The following is a 20,667-nucleotide window of genomic DNA, read 5'->3' on the forward strand; positions in this document are numbered from 1 at the left end:
CCTCCAGCCGACGAGCCTACAAGTCCGCCGCGGCGGCGGGTTCCAAGAGCGCCAGGACGGCCGCCCCCGCCTCGCCCACCGACACCGGGTCGGCATCGAGCCGCGCGAGCCCCGGGACGCCGTGCTCGTCGGCGGCGACGAGCACGACCGAGCGCCGCAGGCGCCGTCCGCGCAGGTCCAGGCCCGCCAGGGCCGCCTCGACGTCGGGGAGCCCCGCGTCGACCAGCGCGACCTCGAAGCGCCGCATCGCGCACAGCCGCGCCGCCTCCAGGGGCGTGCCGGCCCACTCGTGCTCGATGGCCAGATCGTCCAGGGCCTCGCGCATGTGGTTGCGCATGCCGGCGCGACCGACGGCGAGCACGCGCACGCGCCCGGCCATCACCGCGGAGCCCAGCGCGTCGGCCAGCTCCTCGGCGTCGATCGGCTTGCTGACGACCCACTCGCCGGCGAGCGCCTCGCGGCCGGAGAAGACCGAGACCACCACGACAGGCATGTCGGCCAGTCGCGGGTCGGCGCGCAGCTCGCGCAGCACCTCGAAGCCGCTCATGCCGGGCATGAGGACGTCCAGGGTCATCGCGTCGAAGGCCTCCGTGCGCAGCCGCTCGAGCGCCGTGGCGCCGTCGTTGACGACCTCGCACTCGACGCCGAACGGCTCCAGGCGCTCGACGATCAGCCGCGCCGTCTCCGGCTCGTCGTCCATGACCAGCACGCGGCGGCCGCGCAGCGCGTCGCTAGGGCGCGTGACGACGCCCGGCGCGGGCGCGGCGGGCAGCGTGACCGCGAACGTGGTGCCCTCGCCGGGCGTGGAGGCGACGTCGATGGTCCCGCCGTGCAGGTCGACCAGCGACTTGACGATCGACAGCCCCAGGCCGGTGCCGGGCGTGCCGGTCGAGCCCGAGCCGCGGGAGAAGCGCTCGAAGACGTGCTCCAGCTCGGCCGAGCTCATGCCGCGGCCGGTGTCCGAGACCTCGATCCGCACGCCCGAGGGCGACGTCCCGGCCCTGAGCGTGAGCGTGCCGTGCTCCTCGGTGTAGAGGTGCGCGTTGGTCACCAGGTTGGTGAGCATCTGGCGCAGGCGCGTCGCATCGGCCAGGACCCGCGGCGTGCCGTCGTCGACCTCGATCACCACGCGCTGGTGCTTGGCCTCGATGCGGCCGCGCAGCAGCGTCGTCACGTCGTCGAGCACCTCGCCGATCTCGATCGGGCGGCGGTGGACCTCGACGCGGCCGGCCTCCAGCCGGGCGACGTCGAGCAGATCGTTGACGAGGTCGACCAGGCGGTTCGTGGAGACGAGGACGATGTCGAGGAACTCGCGCTGGCGGTCGTCGAGCGTCTCGCCGGTGCGCAGCAGCTCGACGAAGCCCTTGATCGAGGTCAACGGGGAGCGCAGCTCGTGCGAGGCGGTCGCCACGAACTCGCTCTTGAGGCGCTCGAGGCGCGCGCGCTCGGTCGCATCGCGCATCGTCCACACCACGCCGCCGTCGGCGTGCTCCTCCAGGCGCGCCGAGGTGACGGCCAGCGTGCGGCCGTCGTGCTCGAGCAGCACCTCGACGCCCAGCGCCTCGTCGGTGTTGGGCAGCGCGAGGCCGCCGAGCTCGGGCGGATGTCCGGTCTGCAGGTCCGGCGCGAGGCGCAGGGCGCGCGGATTGGCCGAGGCGACCAGCCCCTCGTCGTCGACGATGACGAGGCCGTCGCCGAGGCTGTGGACCGTCACCGCCAGCCGCCTTCGCTCCGCGTCCAGGCGCCCGTTGGCCTGCTCGAGGTCGGTCGCCATCGCGTTGAACGAGCGGCCGAGCTGGCGGAGCTCGTCGGGGCCGGTGTTCTCGTTGACGCGCGCGGTCAGGTCGCCGCCGGCCAGGCGCCCCGAGGCGTCGACGAGGCTCTCCAGCGGGCGGCGCACGCCGGCCAGCAGGAGGGCGACGAGCGCGATCGCGCCCGCCAGGGCGAGGCCGCCGGCGGCCGTGATCGACGCCAGCGCCTTGCGCGAGTCGTCGCGCGCGTCGTGGTCGGCGGCGGCGAGGCGCTGGTCCTGGCGGCGCGACAGCGCGGTGATCGGCGCGCGCGCGGCGAGCGCCGCGCCCGACGGGGCGCGCGGGCGCCGCAGCTCGGCCTGGGCGGCGCCGGCACGGTCGACCAGCCTGAGGCTCTGCGGGTCGTCGTCGGCGCGGCGGCGGGTGTCGGCGAGCTCCTGCGCGTAGGCGCGGCGGGCGCGCTGCTCGGCCGCCGCCGAGGCGCCGCCGGAGCGCTGGGCGCGCAACGTGGCCTCCTCGACGACCGATGCCGCGAGCAGATTCCCCGATTGCGCCTTGACCTCGAACGCCCGGGCGAGCTGGTCCTCGTAATGCTGCCGGGAGGAGTACAGGGCGCCCACGCCGAAACCAGCGATCGCCGTGAGAGCGATCGTCAATCCCAAGAGCGCCAGTTGGATGGAGCGCGCGATGGAAAGCCGGCGCACGCGCACGAAGGTACCGGGGACGGGGGACACGCGTACGCGGATCTCCCGCGCGGCGCTTCCGGGCGTGCTCGTCGGCGTCGCGGTGGTGGCGGTCGCGACGGCGGGGACGGGCGGGTTCGGGCGCGCCCACTACCTGCGGCAGCTGATCTTCGGGCCGGCCGGCCCCGGCGTGTCGCAGCGGTCCGCGCCGGCCGCCGAGAGCGCCGGGACGAGCGTCCCCGCCATCCCCCTGCAGGGCGGCGACCTCGAGCCGCGCGCCCTGCCACGATCCCCGGTCCATGGCCATCGCCCTCGCGATCACCGCCGCGGCGTGCTGGGGCCTGTCGGACTTCCTCGCCGGGCTCGCTAGCCGCCGCGTCGCGGTCCCGATCGTCCTGCTGCTCGTCGAGGGCGGCGGGCTGCTGGTCGTCGCGACGATCACCGTCGCCTCCGGGGAGCCCTTCTTCACCGAGACCCGCGACGCGCTTTCGGCGATCGGCGGCGGCCTCGCGGGCGTGCTGGCCCTCGGCTGCTTCTACCGCGCGCTGGCGATCGGGACGATGAGCGTGGTCGCACCGATCTCCGCGACCGGCGCCGCGCTGCCGGTCGTCGCCGGCGTCATCTCGGGCGACCGGCCGTCGCTGATCGCCGCGGCCGGCCTCGCCGCGATCGTCATCGGCGTGGTGCTCGCCTCGCGCCAGGAGCACGCCGACGCCGAGGCCGCGGCCGCGGGGCGCACGGCCATCGTCCTCGCGCTGATCTCCGCCGTCGGCTTCGGCGGGTTCTTCGTGCTGACCAACGCGCCGGCCGACGCCTCGGTGCTGTGGACGATCACGCTGGCCCGCGCCGCGCCGATCCCGCTCGTCGCGGCCGTGGTGCTGGCGCAGCGCCCGCGTGCGCGCCCGAGCCGGCGCCTGGCGCTCGGCATCGCCGCGGTCGGCACGATCGACCTCGCCGCCACGTCGCTGGTCATCCTGGCCAACACGAAGGGCGACCTCAGCGTCGTCGGCGTCCTCGGCGGGATGTACCCGGTGGCGACCGTGCTGCTGGCGGCCGTGGTCCTCCACGAGCGCCTCGCGCGTCTGCAGCAGGTGGGCGTGGTCCTGGCGCTCGGCGGCATCGCCGCGGTCGCGGCGGGGTGAGCGATGCTTGCCGCCGCGTTCCAGGTCGCACCGCTGCAGCTCGCCCCGGCGCTGATCAGCGTCGTGCTCTACGCGCGGCGCGTCGCGACGCTCCGCGGGACCCCGCGCGCGGTGCCGCCGATCCGGCAGGCGGCGTTCTCTGCGGGCGTGCTGGTGATCGCCGGCGTGCTCGTCTCCCCGCTGGGGTCGCTGAGCGAGGAGCTCTTCTGGGCGCACATGGCCGAGCACCTGCTGATCGCCGACGTCGGCGCGCTGCTGCTCGTGCTCGGCCTCACCGGCCCCGTGCTCGCGCCGATCCTGCGCATCAGGGCCTTCGACCGGCTGCGCATCCTGGCGCATCCGCTGGTCGCGCTGCCGCTGTGGGCGATCGACCTGTACGCCTGGCACGTCCCGGCGCTGCACGAGGCGGCGCTGCACCACGACGGCATCCACGCGCTGCAGCACCTGTGCTTCGTCTACTTCGGCGCGAACGTCTGGATGTGCCTCTTCGGCCCGCTGCCGATGCCGGCGTGGTTCACCACCGGCTGGAAGGCGGGCTACATCCTCGCCGTGCGGCTCGTCGGCGCGGCGCTGGCCAACGCGCTGCTGTTCGGCGGCAGCGCCTTCTACCACGCCTACGCGGCCGGCGAGGCCGCGCACGGCCTGTCGCCCGACAGCGACCAGGTCGCCGCCGGCGCGGTGATGATGGTGGAGGAGTCGCTGCTGACGATCGGCCTGTTCTGCTGGCTGTTCCTGCGCGCCGCCCGCGAGAACGACGAGCGCCAGGAGCTGCTGGACCTCGCCACCGCGCGGGGCGTGCCGCTGACCGACGAGCGCGCGGGGCGGGCGGTGGCGGCGGGCCGCACGGCCGAGCTGCGCGCGCGGATCGAGCGGGAGGGCGGCGGGGAGGAGTGATGGTCGCGGCGCCCTACGCGCTTGAGACTCCGGTTTGCGGCTCGATGCGCACGCGGTCGCGGCCGCGGCCGCGACCGGCCGGCCTGATCAGCGGGCCCGCGTCAGCCCCTCGGCCCGCTCGGCCAGCGCGGCGACGCCGTCGCCGAAGGCCTTGAGGTACGGGTCGTCGCTCATGCCGGAGGAGGCGCGCTTGAAGTTGCCCTCCATGAACACGATCGACTTCCACAACGCCAGCGTCTGGTACCAGCGGATGTCGGTCATCGAGCGCCCCGAGCGCTCCTCGTAGCGCGCGATCAGCTCGGCCCGCGACAGCCAGCCGTCGTCGCGCGTGACGCTCGACATCTCGAACTTCCCGAGCGACGGGTCGTCGCGGTCGACGTACAGCGTGCAGAGGTAGCCGAGGTCGGCGAGCGGATCGCCGATCGTCGACATCTCCCAGTCGAGCACGGCCAAGACCTCAGCGGGCGCCTCGGGCGCCAGCAGCACGTTGCCCAGCCGGTAGTCGCCGTGCACGATCGTCGCCGGCGGCGACGCGGGCCGGTGCTCCGCCAGCCACGCGCCGACGCGCTCGACCGCCGGGATGTCGCGCGTCTTGTTGTGGTCCCACAGGCCGAGGAAGCGGCGCAGCTGGCGCTCGAGGTAGCCGTCGGGCTTGCCGAAGCCCTCCAGCCCCGCCGCGCGCCAGTCGACGGCGTGGATCTCCACGAGCGCGTCGATCAGCTCCTCGGCGGTGCGGCGGCGCTGCTCCGGCGTGTCCAGGATGTGCGGCATCGCCGTGGTGACGACGTGGCCGATCACCTCCTCCATGACGTAGAACGGCGCGCCGAGCACCGCCTCGTCGTCGCAGACTGCGAGCACGCGCGGCACCCGCGCGCGGCCCTCCAGCGCGCCGAGCACGCGCGCCTCGCGCAGCATGTCGTTGGCCGAGGGTGGGATCGGCGGGCGCGGCGGCCGGCGCAGCACGAAGCGCGACCCGCCGCGGTCGAACAGGTACGTCGCGTTGGAGTGCCCGTCGCCGATCGGCCGGATCTCGGGCTCGCCGTCGCCGAGGTCGTGCCGATCGAGGAACGCCAGCAGCGGCTCCAGCACGAGCAGCGGCGGGCGCTCGCCGGCCGCGGCCTCCTCGTGGGTGCGGACGACGTCGTCGGGAGCGATCTCGTGGGCCATCAGGCGAGATCTCCGGTCGCGGCCTTCGTGGACTCGCCCTGCATGGCGAGCTTCAGCAGCTCGCGCGCGATGGTCATGCGGTGCACCTCCGAGGCGCCGTCGTAGATGCGCGCGGCACGCGCGTCCTGGTAGATCCGCCCGACCGGCAGGTCGAGCGCGATGCCGGCGGCGCCGTGGATCTGCACGGCGCGGTCGGCGATGCGGCCGAAGGCCTCCGACACGAAGGTCTTGGTCATCGCGACCTCCTGGCGGTGGGGGAGCCCGTGCTCGAGCTTCCAGGCCGTGTGGAGCACCATCAGCCGCGAGGCGTAGAGGTCCATCGCGCTGTCGGCGATCATCGCCTGCAGCATCTGGTGGCGCGCGAGCTCCTTGCCGAACGACTCGCGCTGCAGCAGCCGCGCGGTGCTCAGGTCCAGCGCGCGCTGCGCCATGCCGATCCAGCGCATGGAGTGGGCGAGCCGGCCGCCGGCCAGGCGCTTCTGGGCGATGACGAAGCCCTCGCCCTCGGCGCCGAGCAGGTTGCCGACCGGCACGCGCACGTCGGTCAGGTCGATGATCGGGTGCCCGCCGGGCGAGTGGCTGCCCATCCACTGCGGATCGCGCTGCACCGTCCAGCCGGGCGTGTCGGTCGGGACGAGGATCAGCGAGTAGTTGCGATGGCCGGCGGCCTCGTCGGTCCCCGTCTTGGCGACCACGATCGAGAAGGCCGCGCCGATGGCGCCCGTGATGCACCACTTGCGGCCGTTGATGATCCACTCGCCGCCGTCCTCGGAGCGGACGGCGCTGGTCTCCAGGTTGGTGGGGTCGCTCGAGGCCACGTCGGGCTCGGTCATCGCGAAGCACGAGCGGGTGCGTCCCTCGGCCAGCGGGCGCAGCCAGCGCTCCTTCTGCTCCTCGGTGCCGGCCAGCAGGAGGGTGTGCATGTTGCCCTCGTCGGGCGCCATGCAGTTCATGCCCAGCGCGGCGAGCGGCGCCGCGCCGACCTCCTGGGAGATCAGCGCCATGCCCAGCACGCCGATGCCGAGGCCGCCGTACTCCTCGGGCAGGTGCGGGGTGAAGACGCCGCGCTCGCGCGCGCGGTCGCGCAGCCGCTCCACGACGTCCCAGGACGCGAGCACGTCGTCGGGGTCGGCGATGTCGCCCTCGGCGGGGAGCACGTCCTCGGAGATGTAGGCCTTGATCCGGCCCAGCAGCTCCTGCAGCTCGGGCGGGATGGTGAAGTCGATGCTGCCGGCGTCGGCGCGCGGCGGGGCGGCGGTGCTCACAGGAGGTCCTCCATCAGGGAACGGAACTTGGCGATCCACCGGCGCTGCGCGGTGGGTGGCTCGAGCTGCTGGGTCAGGAAGCCCTCGAGCGCGGCGTTGACGGTGAGGCCGACGGCCTCGGCGTCGAGGTCGGCACGGATCGACCCGTCGCGCTGACCCTGGCGCACGAGCTCGATCATGAAGTCCCGCTGGGTGCGCTGCGCGCGCCGGGCGGTGTCGGCGAGCGCCGGGCGCTCCATCGCGGCGGCGAGGTGCAGCGAGACCAGCAGGCGGTAGAACGGCGTGCGCGAGCCGTAGAGGCGGGCGGACGCGTCGACCAGCGCGAAGAGCCGCTCGCGTCCGGCGCCGCTCTGCGACGCCTCGATCACGCGGCCGGCGTGGCGGCGGATCGCCTCCTTGTAGACGGCCTCGACGAGGCCCTCCTTGGAGCCGAAGTGGTGGTACAGCGCGCCCTTGGTGACGCCGACGTCGGCGGCCACCGCGTCGAAGCTGGCGCCCAGGCCGTCGGCGGCGAAGCGCTCGATCGACGCGTCGATCAGGCGCGCGCGTGTGACCTCCGCGGCGGCGGCGCGAGTTGACATACCTACTCGAAGGTATGCCAATACGGCGGCCGGCGCAAGCTCCGCGCAACTTCCTTCGTCGCTAGCGTGTCCCAACCTGTGATGACCCGACTTCTCCGCCTGCTTCCGTTGATGCTTGCCGCGCTCCTGCTCGTGGCGGTGCCCGCCGCGCACGCCAGGACGAGCCAGGAGGTCACCTTCGAGGCGCCGCGCGACCTCTTCGATCCCGCGCAGCGCGAGGGCGCGTTCAACGAGATCGACGGCCTCGGCGCCCACGCGCTGCGCATCGTCCTGTACTGGCACGACGTGGCGCCCGACGCCGACTCGCGCGTCAAGCCCAAGCTCGACATGACCGACCCGGCCTCCTACGACTGGTCCAAGTACCAGCCCGTGCTCGACGAGGCCAAGCAGCGCGGCTGGACGGTGCAGCTCACGGTGTCGGGCTTCGTGCCGCGCTGGGCGACCAACGGCGCGGTCGACACGGTCACGCGCCCGAGCCCGAACGAGTTCCGCATGTTCATGACCGCGGTCTCCAAGCACTTCGGCGACGAGGTCACGCGCTGGTCGATCTGGAACGAGCCCAACCATCCGCAGTTCCTGCTGCCGCAGTACGACAGCAAGGGCCGCCCGGCCTCGCCGGCGATCTACCGCGGGCTCTACGCCGCCGCGCTGCGCGGGCTCTCCGCGGCCGGCGACACCAAGCCGGTGCTGATGGGCGAGACCGCCCCGACCGGCACGGGCAAGGACGTCGCGCCGCTGACCTTCCTGCGCGGCGCGCTGTGCCTCAACGACAAGTACAAGAAGACGGGGAGCTGCACCAAGCTGCGCGTCGACGGCTACGCGCATCACGCCTACACCAGCGCCGCGGGCCCGCAGTTCAAGACCACCAAGCCCAACGACGTGATGATCGGCGTGCTGCCGCGGCTGGTCTCGGCGGTGGACAAGGCGGCGAACGCCGGCGTGCTGAGCAAGAACCTGCCGATCTACCTCACCGAGTTCGGCATCCAGAGCACGCCGGACCCGATCTTCGGCGTCAGCCTCCAGCGCCAGGCCGAGTACCGGTCCTACTCGGAGCGCATCGCCTATTACAACTCGCGCGTCGCGGCGTTCTCCCAGTACCTGCTCACCGACGACCTGCCCAAGGAGGGCGTCGCCGCCAGCGAGAAGTACAGCGGCTTCGAGTCCGGACTGCGCACCTCGGACGGCAAGGCGAAGCCGTCGCTCGAGGGGTTCCGGCTCCCGCTGGTGGCCAAGGAGTCGGCCAGCGGCGCCAAGGTGACGCTGTGGGGGCTGGCCCGCCCGGCCACGGGCGCGACCAAGGTGACCGTGCAGCAGCACGAGGTCGGCAGCTCGTGGAAGACGCTGACCACGGTGACGACCAACAGCCACGGCTACTGGACGCGCAGCGCCAGTCGCGGCGACGCCAAGCGCGAGTGGCGCGTGCGCTGGACCGCTCCCGACGGCAAGCAGTACACCGGCCCCGCCACGCGGGCGATGAAGTAGCGGGACGGCGTGTCCCGGCCCGGGCCGCGCGCCGTCGCTAGATTGGCCGCCATGGCGAATCAGCTCTGGTTGCTGCGGCACGGCGAGGCCGAGCCCCACGATGCCCGGCCCGACGACGAGCGGCGGCTGACGCCCCGCGGCGAGGAGCAGTCGCGCGTCGCGGGCGCCGCGCTCGCGGCCCTGGGCCTCACGTTCCAGCACATCTACACGAGCCCGAAGGCGCGTGCGCGCGACACGGCGCGCCTCGCGGCCGAGGCGCTGGGCGTCGAGCCGGCCGAGCGGCCGGCGCTCGCGGAGGGCTTCGACGGCGCGGCCGCGCTCGAGCTGCTCGCGGGCGCCGAGCACCAGGAGCGCGTGCTGATCGTCGGCCACAACCCCGACTTCGCCCAGGTCGTATACGACCTCACGGGCGGGCGGGTGGACTTCAAGAAGGGCGGCGTCGCGGGCATCCGCCTCGACGGGACCCGGGGCGAGCTGATCGCCCTGCTGCGTCCCCGCGAGCTGGAGAGGATTAGCCGTTCGGGTCGTTGATCGGAGGCCACCGGGAGGCGTACGCTCCGCGCATCGGTCCCATGCTCGACTCCGTGAACGTCACCCCACTGGACGGTCGCGTCGCCCGGTCGGTGCGCACGCGTGCGGCGATCGTCGACGCGCTGGTCGCGCTCCTCGAAGAGGGCAGCGCGCAGCCCACGATCGAGGAGATCGCGGTGCGCGCCTCGGTCGCGCCGCGCACGGTGTTCCAGCACTACGCCGACCGCGAGGCCCTGTTCGCCGCGGTCAGCGAGAGCCGCTCGGCGCACCTCACGGTGCTCATGGGGGCGATCGACGCCGGCGGCGAGCTCGAGGAGCGCGTGGCCGCGATCGTCGCCCAGCGCGCCCGGGTGTACGAGTGGATCGCGCCCGTGCGACGGGCCGCGCTGCTCATGGAGCCGTCCTCCGAGAGCGTCCACGCGGCGCTGGAGAGCTTCCGGGCGACCAAGCGCGAGGAGCTCGCCCGGGTCTTCGCGACGGAGATCGCGGCCTACCCGCAGCGCGGGCGCGCCACGTTGGTGGCCGCGCTCGGCGCCGCAGCGTCCTACTCCTCGTGGGCGGCGCTGCGCGAGCAGCAGGGCCTCGACGTCGAAGCGGCGTCCGCGGCGCTGGAACGCACGCTGCTCGCGCTGCTGACGTCCTGCTGAGCCGCGCGCGACGGCGGCCCGACCGAGCGGCCATGTCGAACGCGGCACACTGAGGGCATGGATCGCGTACGCGTGCGCGCGCCCGACCTGGAGGGCGAGGGCGGATGGATCGGCGTCGACGACCTCACGCTGGCGCAGCTGCGCGGCAAGATCGTGCTGCTCGACTTCTGGACGCTGGCGTGCGTCAACTGCCAGCGCGTGCACGAGGAGCTGCGCGGCCTGGAGCGCCGGTTCGCCGACGTGCTGACCGTCGTGGGCGTGCACTCGCCGAAGTTCCCCCACGAGCACGAGCACGCCGCGGTGCGCGCCGCCGTCGCCCGCCACCGCATCGAGCATCCGGTGCTCGACGACCCCGCGAAGACCACCTGGAGCGCCTACGCCGTGCGCGCGTGGCCGACGCTCGTGCTCATCGACGCCGAGGGCCGCGTCGCGCTCACGGTCTCCGGCGAGGGCCACGTCGTCGCGCTGGCGAGCGCGATCGAGCGGCTCGTCGTCGAGGCGGAGGGCAACGGCACGCTGCGGCGCGGCGCGCTCGAGCTCGACGGCGATCCGCAGGGCACGGGCGAGCTGGCGTTTCCGGGCAAGCTCGCGATCGAGGACGGCGCGACGACCGCGCCGCGCCTGGCGATCGCCGACACCGGCCACGACCGCGTCCTGGTCTGCACGCTGGGCGGGGAGGTGCTGCAGGAGCTGGACGGCCTCTACCAGCCGCAGGGCGTGCGCTTCGACAGCGTCGGCGACACCGCGTCGGTGCTGGTGTGCGAGACGGGCGCCGACCGCGTGTGGCGCATCCCGCTGGACGGCCGCAGCCCGCGCGAGCTGATCACCGACCGCCTGCGCTCTCCGTGGGACGTGCTGCGCTGGCACGGCCACGTCGTGATCGCCGAGGCGGGCCGGCACCGGCTGTGGGCGGTCGATCGCGCGGGCGAGCTGCAGATCCTGGCCGGGACCGGCGCCGAGGCGCTCGTCGACGGCCCGGGCCTGGAGGCGGTGCTCGCCCAGCCGTCGGGCCTGGCGGCCACCAGCGACGGCGACCTCGCGTTCGTCGACGCCGAGGCCAGCGCGCTGCGCCTCCTCCGTGCGCAGACCTTCGACGTGCAGACGCTGGCCGGCGCCGGCCTGTTCGCCTGGGGCGCCGAGGACGGCGAAGGTTCCCGCGCGCGGCTGCAGCATCCGCTCGGCCTCGCGCTCGGCCACCGGGGCGAGCTCTACGTCGCCGACACCTTCAACAGCCGGATCCGCGTCTGGCGCGGCTCGCACCTGTGGACGGTCCCGGTCGACGGCCTCTCCGAGCCCGGCGGGCTCGCCGTGCTGCCCGACGGACGCCTGCTCGTCGCCGACACCGGCAACCATCGCGTCGTGCTCGTCGATCCGGTGCGCGCTCGGGCCCGCACGCTGAACGTGGGCCGGCCGGGATCGAGCGACCTGCCCGAGGAGCTTCCGGCGTCGGTCGCCGAGACGATCGTACAGGAGGCGGGCGCGACGGTGACGATCGACCTCGACCTCGACGCGGGTGACGACGCGCTCGACGGCGCCGCGGGGCCGCCGGTGCGGGTCCGCGCCGTCGCCAGCGATCCGGACCTGCTGCGCGAGCCGACGGCGTGGACGGCCGCGGCGCTGCCCGCGAAGATCGACCTGGCCCTCGGTCACGGCTCGGGCCGCGTGACGATCGAGGTGCTCGTCGCGACCTGCGGTCCCGACGCCTGCCGCCTGCGTCGCACGCAGCGCGCCTACGACGTGTTGCTCAGCTGACCCGAGCGCTTGACGGCGCCTTCTACCCTGGAGGGCGTGCCCGAGCTGCCCGAGGTCGAGATCACCGCGCGCCGGCTGAGCGACGCGCTCGCCGGCGAGACCATCGAGTCGACGCTGGCCCCTGGGATCAACGCGCTCAAGACGTTCGACCCGCCGCTGCACGCGCTCGACGGGCGCAGGGTCGAGGGCGTGCGCCGCATCGGCAAGCACCTCGTCATCGACGTCGAGGGCGACCTGCACGTGCTGGTCCATCTCATGAGCGCCGGGCGCCTGCAGCTGTGGACCAAGCGCGCCGGGCTGCGCGACCGCACCTCGCGGCTGCTGATCCGCTTCTCCGACGACCGCGAGCTGCGGCTGCGCGAGTTCGGCACCAAGCAGGCGGCCTGGGTCAAGGTGCTGACGCCCGAGGGGCTGGCCGCCGACGAGGCGATCGCCAACCTCGGCCCCGAGGCCTGGCCCGACCCGCCCGACGACCTCGCCGCGCTGCTCGCGCCGGTCGGCGCCCGGCCCCTGCAGGCCGCGCTGCGCGACCAGCGCGTCATCACCGGCATCGGGCGGTCGTGGGTCGACGAGATCCTGTGGACCGCGCGGCTGTCGCCCTTCAAGCGGGCCAACGACCTCGACGCCGACGAGGCCGCCCGGCTGCGCGCTGCGATCGTCGAGCGCCTCGGCGACGCGATCGCGCACTACGAGGAGGTCGTGCACCTCCCGATCCCCGACAAGCTGCCGCTGCCCCTGCAGGTCCACCGCCACCAGGGCGAGCCGTGCCCGCGCTGCGGGACGACGATCGAGGCCGTGCACTACGAGGACTACGTCCTCTGCTACTGCCCGCAGGAGCAGACCGGCGGCCGCGTGCTCAAGGACCGCCGGCTGTCGCGGTTGTTGAAGTAGTCGGTCGGCGGCTGCGCAACGACAGCCACGCCGCGCGCATCGCAGGGGTTCGGCGCGCCGTATCATGGAGGCATGATCAAGGAGGGCCAGCCGGCGCCGGACTTCGAGCTTCCCGATCAGTCGGGCAACCCCGTGCGCCTTTCGAGCTTCCGCGGCCGCAGGGTCGTGCTCTACTTCTACCCCAAGGCCAACACGCCGGGGTGCACGACGCAGGCCTGCGGCGTGCGCGATCACGAGCTGGACTACGAGGCCGCCGACGCGGTGGTGCTCGGCGTCTCCCCGGATCCGGTCAAGGCCGTCAAGAAGTTCTACGAGAAGCAGCACCTCAACTTCGAGCTGCTCGCCGACGAGCACCACGAGGTCTCCGAGACCTACGGCGTGTGGGTCGAGAAGTCGATGTACGGCAAGACCTACATGGGCGCCCAGCGCTCGACCTTCGTCATCGACGAGGACGGGATCGTGCGCAAGGTCATCAAGAAGGCCAAGCCGGAGACGCACGACGAGCAGGTCCTGGCCGCCCTCGGCGACATGACCGCGGCAGCGTAGTGTCGCGCCGGGAGGAGCTCGAGGCGCTCAGCTCCAAGGAGCTGCACGACCGCGCCGTCGCGCGCGCCCAGAGGCACCTCGACGTCAAGTTCCTCTGGAACCTGATGAAGCTGGTTCCGGCCGCCGAGGCCGCCGCCGGCCAGGGCGATCAGGCCGACTACGACGTCGCGCACTGGTCGGGCCAGGTCGCCGACACATTCCGCGACGACGATGGCGCCCTCTCCGACGCCCTGCGTCCGGTCTACCTGGACTACCTCGAGCGGCACGCCGACGGCTGAGCCGCCACCGCTGGGCGCGCCCGTGTCCGCGCGGCGCAGCCCGATCCTCAGGAATCCGCGCGGGATGCCGACCATCCGGAGGAGCACCGTGACGAACTCCGTGAAGGGACGAGGACACTCCGCATGACGACCCAGGTGGCCGAGCGATACCGGCTGGTGACGCGCTCCGACTTCGACGGGCTCGTCTGCGCCGCTCTGCTCAAGGAGCTCGGGATCCTGGACGACATCAAGTTCGTCCATCCCAAGGACATGCAGGACGGCCTCGTCGAGCTCACCGACCGGGACATCACGACGAACCTGCCCTACGTCGCCGGCGTCCACCTGGCGTTCGACCATCACGACTCGGAGACGGTGCGGGTCCAGGACTCGCCTGAGAACCACGTGATCGTCGCCGGCGCCAAGTCGGCCGCGCGCGTGGTCTACGACTACTACGGCGGCGCCGGGCGCTTCACCGCCATCGGCGAGGACATCATGGCGGCGGTCGACAAGGCCGACGCCGCGGACTTCACGCGCGAGGACATCCTCGAGCCGCAGGGCTGGGACTACATCTCGTTCCTCATGGACCCGCGCACCGGCCTGGGCCGCTTCCGCGACTTCCGCATCTCCAACTACCAGCTGATGATGCAGCTGATCGACGACATCACGGCCAAGACGATCGAGGAGATCCTCGAGACGCCGGACGTCGCCGAGCGCGTCGAGCTCTACCGCGAGCACGCCGACGCCGCCATCGATCAGGTCGCCCGCTGCGGCACGCGCCACGGCAACCTCGTGGTGCTGGACTTCCGCGACGAAGACCTGATCTACGCCACGAACCGCTTCACGGCCTACGCCCTCTGGCCCGACTGCAACGTCTCGATCCACGTGCTCTGGGGCCTGCGGCAGCAGAACACCGTCTTCGCGACGGGCAAGTCGATCCTCGACCGCTCGTCGCGGACCGACGTCGGCGAGCTCATGCTGGCCTACGGCGGCGGTGGCCACGAGGCCGCCGGCACCTGCCAGGTGGCCAACGAGGACGCCGAGCGCGTGCTCGGCGAGCTGATCGCCCGGATCAACGCCGACGGGTAGGGCCGTGGCGCCGGAGCACCACTAGAGTCCGGCCGCAATGGCCGTCCGACCGGTACGCCACGACGACGTCGAGCCGCTGGCCGCGATGCTCGCCCGGTCGTTTCACGACGATCCGGTCACCGCCTGGGTGTACGCCCGGGAGCAGCGGCGGGCGCATTGGGCGCTGCGGTTCTTCGGCTGGCAGCTGCGGCGGCTGCGCGACCAGGACGTCGCGTGGACGAGCGAGGACCGCGCCGGCGCCGCGCTGTGGGCGCTCCCCGAGCGCTGGCGCGAGGACACGCGCGAGACGCTCGCGCTGCTGCGGCTCACGCTGCCCGGCGTGCTGCCGCGGCTGCCCCGCGTGCTGGCCGGCCTCGGCCAGGTCGAGGCGCGCCATCCCACCGAGCGCCACTTCTACCTCGCGGTCCTCGGCGTCGACCCCGGTCGCCAGGGCGAGGGCGTCGGCTCGCAGGTCATCCGCCCGGGCCTCGACCTCTGCGACGCCGAGCGCATGCCCGCCTACCTGGAGACCGGCAAGGAGCGCAACCTCGCGTTCTACGGGCGCCACGGCTTCGAGGTCGTCGACCGCCTCGACCTCCCCAAGGGCCCGCCGGTCTGGTTCCTGTGGCGCGAGCCACGCTGATCCACGACGTGCGCCGCATCGAGCGGTCGCCCCATTAAGGGGTCTGACCCCTTCATGAAGGGGTCAGACCCCTTAATGAACGGCGGAGGGGTGTCCTAGGGTGGAGGGGGTGACCCCGCCCGACGCGATCGTGTTCGACAACGACGGTCTCCTGCTGGACACCGAGGAGGCGTGGACGCGCGCCGAGAGCGCGCTGTTCGCCCGCTACGGCGGCACGTTCACGGTCGACCACAAGCGCGAGCTGATCGGCTCGTCGCACACCATCGCCGCCGGCAAGCTCGAGGTCATGCTCGGGCGGCCCGGCGAGGGGCAGGCCCTCATCGACGAGCTGCATGCGCTCGTCATGGCCGAGGCCGCGCACGACGTCGAGCCGCGGCCGGGCGCCGTCGCCCTGGTCGACGCCCTGCTCGCCGCGGGCATCCCGGTCGCCGTCGCTAGCAACTCGCCGCGCGAGTTCCTGGATCGCGTGCTGCAGACCTCGGGCATGGCGGAGCGCTTCGCGGTCACCGTCGCCGGCGACGAGGTGCCCAGCCCCAAGCCGGCGCCCGACATCTACCTCGAGGCGTGCCGGCGCCTCGGCGCCGATCCGGCGCGGTCGGTGGGCCTCGAGGACTCGCCGACCGGCGCGCAGGCCGCCAAGGCCGCCGGCCTCACCGTCATCGGCGTGCCGTATTTCGCCGACATGGACATCCCGGACGCGGACATCACCGCGGCCTCGCTGGCCGACGCGATCGTCTCCGAGACGGTCGGGCTCGTACCCTCCCGCGGGTGACCGCAGCTCCGCCCGCCCCGATCGTCGCCGGCCTCGGCGGCTTCTTCGACGCGGTCGGCCAGTTCGCCAGCAGCCTGGCCGAGATCAGCTGGGGATCGCTGGCGCTCGGGCTGCTGTGCTTCGGCACGTACCTGACGATCCGCTCGCGCGCCTTCTACAACGTGCTGCGCGCCGCGTACCCCACCGAGCAGATCGAGTTCAAGCGGATCTGGGGCGCGTACATCGCGGCCTACGGGTTCAACAACGTCGTCCCCGCGCGCGGCGGCGACGTCATCAAGCTCTTCCTGGTCAAGACCTCGATCCCGAACTCGACCTACTCGGCGATCGCCGCGGCGTTCTTCGTGGAGTTCGGCTTCGACGCGTCGATGGGCGCGCTCATCCTGCTGTTCGCCTTCTCGCAGGGCGTGTTCCCCAAGCCGCCCGACTTCTCCACCCTGGGCGCGTTCGACCTGAGCTTCTTCGCGTCGCATCCGCGCTTCCTGCTCTTCGCGCTGACGTTCCTGGCCATCGCCGGCCTCGTCGGCTTCGCGCTGCTCAGCACGCGCGTCAAGGCGTTCTGGGCGCGGGTGCGCCAGGGCCTGACGATCATCTTCGACCGCAAGCGCTACTTCCGCGAGGTCTGGCTCGTGCAGTTCGTCGGCTGGCTGTTTCGCTTCGCGGCGTTCTGGTTCCTGCTCGACGCGTTCCACATCGGCGGCTCGGTCCGCAACGTCCTGCTCGTCCTCGGCGTCAACGCGGTCGCCGCGGTCGTGCCGTTCACGCCCGGCGGCGCCGGCGTCCAGCAGGCGTTCCTGGTCAAGGTCTTCGCCGGGACCGCCGCCGGCGCGACGGTCGCGGCCTACTCCGTCGGCCAGCAGATCGCGATCGCCGCCTTCAGCCTGGCGGTGGGCTTCGCGGCCCTGGCGACGATCTTCAAGTTCCGCTCCTTCAAGGAGGTCATCGCGGCCGGCCGGGAGCACCGCGAGGCCGAGAAGGCGGCGGCTGGGAACGCGGTCGGCGGCGGGGTACCCTAGAGCCCATGGAAGGCTTTGGTGGAATGTTCGGAGACCCCGAAGAGCTGCAGCGCCGCATGGCGGAGTTCGCAGATCAGATGCAGGGCCAGCAGCGTCTGGCGTGGGCCGACAACGCGATCGGCCTCGCGGTCCAGATGACGGTCGCGGCGGTCAACCGCGTCAACATCCAGGGGACGACGGCCGAGCAGGCCGAGCAGATCCGCGGCGTGATGGCGACCGTCTTCCCGGAGGCCGTCACCCTGGTGCGCGAGGCGCGCGCGGGCCTGCAGTAGCCGCGTCCGGCACCGGGCGTCCCCGCGCGTCGCGGCGCGCCGCTGACCCCAGCCGCGACGCGGAGCGCGCGACGGTAGGATCGAAGACGTGGCGCAGCTCTCGTCAACCCAGCTCCTATGGCGCGGTCGCATCGAGACGGGCCTGCGGTTCGCCGCACCCGTCCTGGACCTCGTCCTCGCCGCCGGCGACCGCCTCTCGCGCGTCGTGGACCGCGACGACCCCGAGCTCGTCCTCCCCGGCCGCCTCGGCCGCGACGACCAGCGCGCGCTGACCGATGGCCGGGACTGACGCCGCCACCGTGCCCGTCGAGGACATCCTCGCGCGGGAGCGGACCAGCAAGCCGCGCGTCGGCCTCGCCGCGCTGGCCGCTGCCGTCCTGGCGGTGCTCGCCGGCGTCCTGCCGCAGGCGATCTACTCGGACTTCCCGCGCGTCTTCGTGCTCGACGCGGTGCGCGACGCCGCGGGCGAGAGCATCGGCCGCGAGGGCCTGCGCACGGCGCAGATCCTCTTCATCGACGACCACGCGCTCTCGCTGCTGCTCGTCGCGGTGGCGCAGGCCGCCACCGCCGTGCTCATCGGCGTGCTGCTCGTCTTCCTCTTCGACGCCTCCGTCGCCCGCGGCGCGGCCACGCCGCGCATCGCACGCCTGCTGGCCCTGCTCGGGTCGGGCGCGACTGCCCTGAGCGCCGTCGTGCTGCAGGTCGCGGTCATGATCAGCGCCAGCGACTTCGCGTCCTCGAGCGACCACAGCACCGCCGCCGCCCACGACGCGCTGCGCGGCGGCGTGGTCGTCGCCGCCAGCGGCCTCGGCTTCTTCGGGAGCATCTCGGTCGCCGCGGCCTTCGTGCTGATCACGATCGGCGCCATGCGCGTCGGGCTGCTCACCCGCTTCCTCGGCGTCCTCGGCGCGATCGTCGGCGCCCTGATCCTGCTGGGCCCGCTGTCGGGCTCGCCGACCTTCATCGTCCAGGCGTTCTGGCTGGCGATGATGGGCGCGCTGCTGCTCGGCAAGTTCCCGCGCAACATCCCGCCGGCGTGGACCTCGGGCGAGGCCATGCCCTGGCCGACGCAGCAGGAGCTCCGCGAGGAGCGCGGCCGCGGCCGGGCCGACAGTGGCGGCGGCGGCTTCGGCGGCTTCGGCGGCTTCGGCCGTGGGCGCCTGGGCCCCTCGCCCTCGCCCTCGCCGGCGCCGCCCGCGCCCAGCGCGCCCGCCGGGCCGTCGAGCGAGGCCCCGAGCCCGGCGACCTCCGCGCGCAAGAAGCGCAAGCGCCGCGGCTGAGCCACACTGCGACCATGGTGATCTGCACCGCGACGGAGGGGGACCCCCACATGGCTGGCACCACGACCGACCTCGAGCGGCAGCTCGACGAGCTGCTCCGGCAGGAGCGCTTCGAGCCGCCCGAGGAGTTCCGGCGCAACGCCCTGGTCAAGGACCTCTCCGTCCACCAGGAGGCCGCCGCGGATCCCGTCGCGTGGTGGCGCAGGCAGGCCGACGCCCTGCACTGGTTCACCGCGCCGCAGCAGACGCTCGACGACGAGAACCCGCCGTTCTACAAGTGGTTCGAGGACGGCACGACCAACGCCTCCTACAACTGCCTGGACCGCCACGTCGAAGCCGGGCTCGGGGACCGCGTCGCCTTCCACTGGCGCGGCGAGGAGGGCGAGGAGCGTGAGATCACCTACGCCTGGCTGCTCGAGCAGACCCAGCGCGCGGCCAACGCGCTCGCCGACCACGGCGTGGGGCAGGGCGACGTCGTGGGGATCTTCCTGCCGATGATCCCCGAGGTGGTCGTGGCAATGCTCGCCTGCGCGCGCATCGGGGCGCCGCACAACGTCGTCTTCGGCGGCTTCAGCGCCGAGTCGGTCAGGGAGCGGATGGAGTTCTCCGACGCCAAGGCGCTCATCACCGTCGACGGCGCGCGCCGCAAGGGCAAGGTCGCGCCGGTCAAGGCGTCGGTGGACGAGGTGGGCATGCCGGTGCAGACGACGTTCGTCGTGCGCCACGTGGGCCTGGACGACACGCCGATGGGCGACGGCGACGTCTGGTGGCACGACGCGCTCCAGGCGGCCGACCCGGAGTGCCCGGCCGTCGAGCTGCCCGCCGAGCACCCGCTGTTCATCCTGTACTCGAGCGGCTCGACGGCCAAGCCGAAGGGCATCCTGCACACCACTGGGGGCTACCTGACCCAGGTCGCGTGGACGCACAAGTACGTCTTCGACCTCAAGCCCGAGTCCGACGTCTTCTGGTGCTCGGCCGACGTCGGCTGGATCACCGGCCACAGCTACATCGTCTACGGACCGCTGCTCAACGCCTGCACGTCGGTGATGTACGAGGGTGCGCCCGACTACCCGCACAAGGGCATCTGGTGGGAGCTGTGCGAGCGCTACGGCGCGACGATCTTCTACACCGCGCCGACGGCGATCCGCGCGTGCATGAAGTGGGGCGTCGAGCACGTCGAGAAGGCCGACCTCTCCAAGTTGAGGTTGTTGGGCACCGTCGGCGAGCCGATCAACCCCAAGGCCTGGCTCTGGTACTGGAAGGTCATCGGCGGCGAGCGCTGCCCGGTCGTCGACACGTGGTGGCAGACCGAGACGGGCGGCATCATGATCACGACGCTGCCGGGAGCCCAGGCGATGAAGCCGGGCAAGGCGGGGACGCCGCTTCCCGGCATCGACGCCGCCGTGCTGGACGAGGCGTCCGGCGAGGAGCTGCCGCGCAACACGCAGGGGCTGCTGGCCCTGCGCCGGCCGAGGCCCGGGATGCTGCGCACGCTGGCCGGCGACGACGAGCGCTACGTGCAGACCTACTGGAGCAAGTGGGACAACAAGACCTACCTCGTCGGCGACGCGGCCAAGCAGGACGAGGAGGGCTACGTCTCGGTCATCGGGCGCGTCGACGACGTGCTCAACGTCTCCGGGCACCGCATGTCGACGGCCGAGATCGAGTCGGCGATCGTCTCGCACGGCAAGGTGGCCGAGGCCGCGGTCATCGGCGCCGCCGACGAGGACAGCGGCCAGTCGGTGGTCGCGTTCGTCACGCTCCACGGCGACCTGGAGGGCACCGACGCGCTCGTCGCCGAGATCCGCGAGCACGTCGCGGTCCGGATCGGCAAGCTCGCGCGTCCCAAGCGGATCATCTGGGCCGACGACCTGCCCAAGACGCGCTCGGGCAAGATCATGCGCCGGTTGCTGAAGGACATCGCCGAGGGTCGCGAGCTGGGCGACGTGACCACGCTGCGCGACCCCGACGTGATGGCCCAGCTGCAGGACAAGGTCAAGGACCGGGCGGACGACGAGGCCTAGCGGCCGCGC

At 73.0% G+C, this 20,667-nt stretch carries 21 protein-coding genes; 17 read left to right on the plus strand and 4 right to left on the minus strand.

Annotated elements, in window-relative coordinates; genetic code table 11:
• Positions 1 to 16: 16 nt before the first annotated feature.
• Positions 17 to 2,485, minus strand: coding sequence for a hybrid sensor histidine kinase/response regulator (locus VK501_RS11670; protein WP_324337589.1), 2,469 nt, complete (start codon positions 2,483 to 2,485; stop codon positions 17 to 19).
• A 248-nt stretch (positions 2,486 to 2,733) separates the two neighbouring features.
• Between VK501_RS11670 and VK501_RS11675 the strand changes: the two genes are divergently transcribed.
• Entirely contained in the window at positions 2,734 to 3,576 is an 843-nt protein-coding gene (locus VK501_RS11675) for a DMT family transporter (RefSeq protein WP_324337590.1), read from the plus strand.
• Between the two features lie 3 nt (positions 3,577 to 3,579).
• Positions 3,580 to 4,470, plus strand: coding sequence for a cytochrome c oxidase assembly protein (locus VK501_RS11680; RefSeq protein WP_324337591.1), 891 nt, complete (start codon positions 3,580 to 3,582; stop codon positions 4,468 to 4,470).
• Positions 4,471 to 4,557: 87 nt separating this feature from the next.
• Here the strand turns inward: VK501_RS11680 and VK501_RS11685 are convergent, their stop codons facing one another.
• The 3 genes from VK501_RS11685 to VK501_RS11695 are packed head-to-tail and all read right to left on the minus strand — an operon-like array spanning position 4,558 to position 7,483.
• On the minus strand, positions 4,558 to 5,637 hold the full coding sequence (locus VK501_RS11685; RefSeq protein ID WP_324337592.1) for a phosphotransferase family protein: 1,080 nt from the start codon (positions 5,635 to 5,637) through the stop codon (positions 4,558 to 4,560).
• Entirely contained in the window at positions 5,637 to 6,902 is a 1,266-nt protein-coding gene (locus tag VK501_RS11690; protein ID WP_324337593.1) for an acyl-CoA dehydrogenase family protein, read from the minus strand. Before VK501_RS11690 ends, VK501_RS11685 begins: the two co-directional genes overlap by 1 nt.
• A complete protein-coding gene (locus tag VK501_RS11695) occupies positions 6,899 to 7,483 on the minus strand; it encodes a TetR/AcrR family transcriptional regulator (protein ID WP_324337594.1) in 585 nt (194 codons plus the stop codon). Before VK501_RS11695 ends, VK501_RS11690 begins: the two co-directional genes overlap by 4 nt.
• 111 nt (positions 7,484 to 7,594) lie before the next feature.
• Here VK501_RS11695 and VK501_RS11700 point away from each other — a divergent pair, with 111 nt between their 5' ends.
• The 15 genes from VK501_RS11700 (at position 7,595) to acs (ending at position 20,658) form a co-directional block, all read left to right on the plus strand.
• A complete protein-coding gene (locus VK501_RS11700) occupies positions 7,595 to 8,965 on the plus strand; it encodes a hypothetical protein (protein ID WP_324337595.1) in 1,371 nt (456 codons plus the stop codon).
• Between the two features lie 51 nt (positions 8,966 to 9,016).
• Complete coding sequence (gene sixA / locus VK501_RS11705; protein WP_324337596.1) at positions 9,017 to 9,496, plus strand: phosphohistidine phosphatase SixA; 480 nt, start codon at positions 9,017 to 9,019, stop codon at positions 9,494 to 9,496.
• Between the two features lie 41 nt (positions 9,497 to 9,537).
• Positions 9,538 to 10,143 (plus strand): TetR/AcrR family transcriptional regulator, encoded by a 606-nt coding sequence (locus VK501_RS11710; RefSeq protein WP_324337597.1) that lies wholly within the window; start codon positions 9,538 to 9,540, stop codon positions 10,141 to 10,143.
• Positions 10,144 to 10,200: 57 nt separating this feature from the next.
• The gene (locus tag VK501_RS11715; protein ID WP_324337598.1) at positions 10,201 to 11,895 is read left to right on the plus strand and encodes a thioredoxin-like domain-containing protein; all 1,695 of its coding nucleotides are present in this window, start codon (positions 10,201 to 10,203) and stop codon (positions 11,893 to 11,895) included.
• A 36-nt stretch (positions 11,896 to 11,931) separates the two neighbouring features.
• Positions 11,932 to 12,786, plus strand: coding sequence for a DNA-formamidopyrimidine glycosylase family protein (locus VK501_RS11720; RefSeq protein ID WP_324337599.1), 855 nt, complete (start codon positions 11,932 to 11,934; stop codon positions 12,784 to 12,786).
• Positions 12,787 to 12,858: 72 nt separating this feature from the next.
• Positions 12,859 to 13,332: a thioredoxin-dependent thiol peroxidase gene (gene bcp / locus VK501_RS11725; RefSeq protein WP_324337600.1), complete on the plus strand. Its 474-nt coding sequence runs from the start codon at positions 12,859 to 12,861 to the stop codon at positions 13,330 to 13,332.
• Positions 13,332 to 13,610, plus strand: coding sequence for a hypothetical protein (locus VK501_RS11730; protein WP_324337601.1), 279 nt, complete (start codon positions 13,332 to 13,334; stop codon positions 13,608 to 13,610). The genes bcp and VK501_RS11730 overlap by 1 nt, the downstream gene beginning before the upstream one ends.
• A gap of 123 nt (positions 13,611 to 13,733) precedes the next feature.
• Entirely contained in the window at positions 13,734 to 14,675 is a 942-nt protein-coding gene (locus VK501_RS11735) for an exopolyphosphatase (protein ID WP_324337602.1), read from the plus strand.
• Between the two features lie 37 nt (positions 14,676 to 14,712).
• Complete coding sequence (locus tag VK501_RS11740) at positions 14,713 to 15,297, plus strand: GNAT family N-acetyltransferase (RefSeq protein WP_324337603.1); 585 nt, start codon at positions 14,713 to 14,715, stop codon at positions 15,295 to 15,297.
• Positions 15,298 to 15,406: 109 nt separating this feature from the next.
• The gene (locus VK501_RS11745) at positions 15,407 to 16,069 is read left to right on the plus strand and encodes an HAD family phosphatase (protein ID WP_324337604.1); all 663 of its coding nucleotides are present in this window, start codon (positions 15,407 to 15,409) and stop codon (positions 16,067 to 16,069) included.
• Complete coding sequence (locus tag VK501_RS11750) at positions 16,066 to 17,082, plus strand: lysylphosphatidylglycerol synthase transmembrane domain-containing protein (RefSeq protein WP_324337605.1); 1,017 nt, start codon at positions 16,066 to 16,068, stop codon at positions 17,080 to 17,082. Before VK501_RS11745 ends, VK501_RS11750 begins: the two co-directional genes overlap by 4 nt.
• 23 nt (positions 17,083 to 17,105) lie before the next feature.
• The gene (locus VK501_RS11755; RefSeq protein ID WP_324337606.1) at positions 17,106 to 17,354 is read left to right on the plus strand and encodes a hypothetical protein; all 249 of its coding nucleotides are present in this window, start codon (positions 17,106 to 17,108) and stop codon (positions 17,352 to 17,354) included.
• Between the two features lie 88 nt (positions 17,355 to 17,442).
• Positions 17,443 to 17,643: a hypothetical protein gene (locus VK501_RS11760; RefSeq protein WP_324337607.1), complete on the plus strand. Its 201-nt coding sequence runs from the start codon at positions 17,443 to 17,445 to the stop codon at positions 17,641 to 17,643.
• Entirely contained in the window at positions 17,630 to 18,634 is a 1,005-nt protein-coding gene (locus VK501_RS11765; protein ID WP_324337608.1) for a hypothetical protein, read from the plus strand. Before VK501_RS11760 ends, VK501_RS11765 begins: the two co-directional genes overlap by 14 nt.
• Positions 18,635 to 18,684: 50 nt before the next feature.
• Positions 18,685 to 20,658 carry an acetate--CoA ligase gene (gene acs / locus VK501_RS11770; protein ID WP_324337609.1) on the plus strand — a complete coding sequence of 658 codons (1,974 nt, stop codon included), beginning with the start codon at positions 18,685 to 18,687 and terminating at the stop codon, positions 20,656 to 20,658.
• Positions 20,659 to 20,667: the final 9 nt, after the last annotated feature.

Source organism: Baekduia sp. (assembly GCF_035318805.1).
Classification (GTDB): domain Bacteria; phylum Actinomycetota; class Thermoleophilia; order Solirubrobacterales; family Solirubrobacteraceae; genus Baekduia.

What these genes read in the sequence shown, in the direction of transcription:
- VK501_RS11675 (WP_324337590.1), top strand. Translation starts at nt 2,734, where the DNA reads ATGGCCATCGCCCTCGCGATCACCGCCGCGGCGTGCTGGGGCCTGTCG.
- VK501_RS11680 (WP_324337591.1), top strand. Translation starts at nt 3,580, where the DNA reads ATGCTTGCCGCCGCGTTCCAGGTCGCACCGCTGCAGCTCGCCCCGGCG.
- VK501_RS11685 (WP_324337592.1), bottom strand. Translation starts at nt 5,637, where the DNA reads ATGGCCCACGAGATCGCTCCCGACGACGTCGTCCGCACCCACGAGGAG.
- VK501_RS11695 (WP_324337594.1), bottom strand. Translation starts at nt 7,483, where the DNA reads ATGTCAACTCGCGCCGCCGCCGCGGAGGTCACACGCGCGCGCCTGATC.
- VK501_RS11700 (WP_324337595.1), top strand. Translation starts at nt 7,595, where the DNA reads ATGCTTGCCGCGCTCCTGCTCGTGGCGGTGCCCGCCGCGCACGCCAGG.
- sixA (WP_324337596.1), top strand. Translation starts at nt 9,017, where the DNA reads ATGGCGAATCAGCTCTGGTTGCTGCGGCACGGCGAGGCCGAGCCCCAC.
- VK501_RS11710 (WP_324337597.1), top strand. Translation starts at nt 9,538, where the DNA reads ATGCTCGACTCCGTGAACGTCACCCCACTGGACGGTCGCGTCGCCCGG.
- VK501_RS11715 (WP_324337598.1), top strand. Translation starts at nt 10,201, where the DNA reads ATGGATCGCGTACGCGTGCGCGCGCCCGACCTGGAGGGCGAGGGCGGA.
- bcp (WP_324337600.1), top strand. Translation starts at nt 12,859, where the DNA reads ATGATCAAGGAGGGCCAGCCGGCGCCGGACTTCGAGCTTCCCGATCAG.
- VK501_RS11735 (WP_324337602.1), top strand. Translation starts at nt 13,734, where the DNA reads ATGACGACCCAGGTGGCCGAGCGATACCGGCTGGTGACGCGCTCCGAC.
- VK501_RS11740 (WP_324337603.1), top strand. Translation starts at nt 14,713, where the DNA reads ATGGCCGTCCGACCGGTACGCCACGACGACGTCGAGCCGCTGGCCGCG.
- VK501_RS11755 (WP_324337606.1), top strand. Translation starts at nt 17,106, where the DNA reads ATGTTCGGAGACCCCGAAGAGCTGCAGCGCCGCATGGCGGAGTTCGCA.
- VK501_RS11765 (WP_324337608.1), top strand. Translation starts at nt 17,630, where the DNA reads ATGGCCGGGACTGACGCCGCCACCGTGCCCGTCGAGGACATCCTCGCG.
- acs (WP_324337609.1), top strand. Translation starts at nt 18,685, where the DNA reads ATGGCTGGCACCACGACCGACCTCGAGCGGCAGCTCGACGAGCTGCTC.